At 70.8% G+C, this 3,057-nt stretch carries 3 protein-coding genes and 1 pseudogene; 2 read left to right on the top strand and 2 right to left on the bottom strand.

Annotation, left to right across the window (positions count from 1 at the left end):
• Together B8460_RS23115 and B8460_RS17770 are read left to right on the top strand one after the other, a co-directional pair.
• Window positions 1-187: pseudogene (locus B8460_RS23115) on the top strand (TIGR04282 family arsenosugar biosynthesis glycosyltransferase); the annotation flags it as partial.
• Window positions 157-1,506, top strand: a complete 1,350-nt coding sequence (locus B8460_RS17770; protein ID WP_373855914.1) for a chloride channel protein — start codon at window positions 157-159, stop codon at window positions 1,504-1,506. The pseudogene B8460_RS23115 and the gene B8460_RS17770, both read left to right, overlap by 31 nt.
• Before the next feature lie 7 nt (window positions 1,507-1,513).
• Here the strand turns inward: B8460_RS17770 and moaB are convergent, their stop codons facing one another.
• The gene (moaB, locus tag B8460_RS17765; protein ID WP_048862955.1) at window positions 1,514-2,062 is read right to left on the bottom strand and encodes a molybdenum cofactor biosynthesis protein B; all 549 of its coding nucleotides are present in this window, start codon (window positions 2,060-2,062) and stop codon (window positions 1,514-1,516) included.
• Between the two features lie 24 nt (window positions 2,063-2,086).
• On the bottom strand, window positions 2,087-3,057 hold a 971-nt coding region (locus tag B8460_RS17760), incomplete at its 5' end, for a lytic transglycosylase domain-containing protein (protein WP_048862954.1).

The raw sequence follows: 3,057 nt of genomic DNA, 5'->3' as shown, positions 1-3,057 counted from the left end.
CGTCGCGCTCGGCCCGCGCCGTCCGGCCCGGCCGTTCGCCGGCGTGCGCTGGTCGGGACCGCACGCGCTGGCCGACACGCGTGCCAATTTCGCGGGACGGCGCGTTGCGCTGTTGCGCTGCATTGCGGACGTCGATACCCCGGCGGACTACGCGGCATGGCGCCGCATCTCGGCGGGATCTGCATGAATACCACTCGAACCGTGCGCGTGCTGCGCGTGCTGCGCTACCGTTATGCCTCGCCGAAGCTGTGGTGGCGGCAGGGACTGTTCTGGGGCGGCGCGATGCTGGTGGCCGCGATCGCCATCGGCTTCGCGAGCGGGGCGGACTACGCGGGCCGGCTGTTCCGCTTGATGACCGACGGGCGGCCGTGGCTGCCCTTCCTGCTGGCGCCCGCGGGGCTCGCCATCTCCGTGCAGCTGACGCGGAGCGTGTTCCCGGGCGCACAGGGAAGCGGCATCCCGCAGACGATCGCGGCGCTGCATCTGACCGACAGCGCGACCATCGACCGCATCCTGTCGCTGCGCGTTGCGGTGGGAAAGGTCGTCCTGACGTTGCTCGGCCTCGCTTGCGGCGCGTCGATCGGACGCGAGGGCCCGACGGTGCAGATCGGGGCGGCGCTGATGAACGCGCTCGGTCGTGCCGCGCGCGTCCCGAGCGTCGACGTGCAACGTGCGCTGGTGCTCGCCGGCGGCGCGGCGGGGGTGAGCGCGGCCTTCAACACGCCGCTCGCGGGAGTCGTGTTCGCGATCGAGGAACTGAGCCACTCCTTCGAGAGCCGGACCAGCGGCACCGTCTTCACCGCCGTCATCCTCGCCGGCGCGACGACGCTCGCGCTGCTCGGCAACTATACGTATTTCGGCCAGACCTCGTCGGACCTGCCGCTCGGCGTGGCCTGGATCGCGGTGCCCGCGTGCAGCCTCGCGGGCGGTCTGCTCGGCGGTTTCTTCTCCTGGTCGCTCATCCATGCCGCACGCGGGTTTCGCGGCAAGGCGGGACAGTTCGTGCAACGCCACCCGGTCGCCTTCGCCGCGCTGTGCGGTCTTGCCCTGGCGGTGTTCGGCTTCGTCTCCGGCGGGCAGAGCTACGGCACCGGCTATGGGCAGGCACGGGCGCTTGTCGCGGGCGCCGTTCATCTGCCGGCGGCCTATGCCGTGCTGAAATGCGCGGCGACGATCGTGTCCTACATCAGCGGCATCCCCGGCGGCATCTTCGCGCCGTCGCTGTCGGTGGGCGCGGGCATCGGCGCCACGCTCGCGAAGTTCATCCCCGCGGCCCCGGCGGGCGCGATGGTGCTGCTCGGCATGGTCGCCTATTTCTCCGGCGTGGTGCAGGCGCCGATCACCGCGACGGTCATCGTCATGGAGATGACGGACAACCAGACGGTGACGATCCCGCTGATGGCGACCGCGATGCTGGCATTCGCCATCTCGCGCATGGTCTGCACGCGTCCCCTCTATGGCGCGCTCGCCGACAGGTTTCTCTCAGCGCAGACACGAGGTCACTGACGGCGCGCTACGGCGCCGTGCGCCGGCGATGCTCCTGCAGCCGCGGCATCAGCTCGACGAGGTTGCAGGGGCGGTGACGGTTGTCGAGCTGCCAGCGCAGGATCTCGTCCCACGCGTCGCGCACGGCGCCGGTGCTGCCAGGGAGCGCGAACAGATACGTCCCCCCGGCCACGCCGCCGATCGCGCGCGACTGCATCGTGGACGTGCCGATCTTCTGGAACGAGATCATGCGGAACAGCTCGCCAAATCCCTCGATCCGCTTTTCCATCACGCGCTCGAAGGCTTCCGGCGTCACGTCGCGGCCGGTGATGCCGGTGCCGCCGGTGGTGATGACGACGTCGATCGACGGATCGGCGATCCAGGCGCGCAGCCGGTGCTCGATGGCGTCGGACTCGTCGCGTTCGATCGCGCGCGCGGCGACGTGGTGCCCGCCGTCCGTGATGCGCGCGGCGAGCGTATCGCCCGATGTGTCGTTCGCCTCCGTGCGCGTGTCGGACACGGTGAGCACGGCGATGTTCACGGCGATGAACGGCCGCGTCTCGTCGATCCTGGCCATGGCGGCGCCCCTTGCGTTGCGCCGCTAATGTAGGCGCACGCTGACCTGCTGCGTAGCGGGGGCGGGCGGTCTTGCCGGCAGCTGCGGCGCGTCGGTCGGAAAGCGCGGAAAGCGGCCGGCGACCAGCGCATCCAGGCTCGGCGACGGCAGATGCAGGCGCGCGGCATAGATCCACGAATAGGCCAGCACGTGCTGCACGAAAGACCGCGTCTCGTGGTTCGGGATCGCCTCGATGAACAGCAGCGGATCACCCTGATCGTGCACATCGGCGCTCCATCGGGCGAAGCTGCCGGTTCCGGAATTGTAGCTGGCGAGCACGCGTAGGAGATTGCCGTCGATGTCGTCCTGATCGGCGAGGAACTTCAGGTAGCGCTGCCCGATGTCGAGATTGAGCGCCGGGTCATGCAGGCGCACCCGTCCCGCGCCCGCAAGCGACGGATCGCGGCCGATATAGCCCGCGGTGACGGGCATCAGCTGCATCAGTCCGCGCGCCCCCGCGCCGGAGATCACGCGCGGGTCGAAGTTAGATTCCAGGCGGGCGACCGCATAGACCAGGGCCGGATCGATCCGGAACCCGCCGCGTGGCGCGAGATGCGGCACATAGGCATCCGCGGCCTCGGCCGGTCGTCCGTCGCCGGCTTCCGGTGCCGCCGCGAGATCGGCCGCCAGGTCGGCGAAGCCCGCCTCGCGTGCGACCAGCAGCAGCGAGCGCACCATGCCGGGGCGTCCGCGCAACTGCGGCCACAGGAGGCGTAGCTCCGCCTCCGCCGGCGTAGTTTGTCCGACCTGCAGCAGGGCAAATGCCCGCGCGCCGCCGGGGAGGGCGCCGATCGCCTCGACATCGGCCTGCCCGAGCACGTCATGGGCGGCCCTGATCCCGGTGCCGAGCCCGAGGCTGCGGCGGGCCAGCATGCCGTAGAAGGTGCGCTGCTCGGCCGCCGCCCGGCGCATCCACGGCGTCCAGGCATCCGGACCGCCCGCCTGCTGGCTGGCGC

The sequence above is a fragment of the Acidisphaera rubrifaciens HS-AP3 genome (genome assembly GCF_000964365.1).
GTDB lineage: Bacteria > Pseudomonadota > Alphaproteobacteria > Acetobacterales > Acetobacteraceae > Acidisphaera > Acidisphaera rubrifaciens.
The sequence above is the reverse complement of the archived record's forward strand: the minus strand, read 5'-3'. Positions and strand labels throughout refer to the sequence as shown.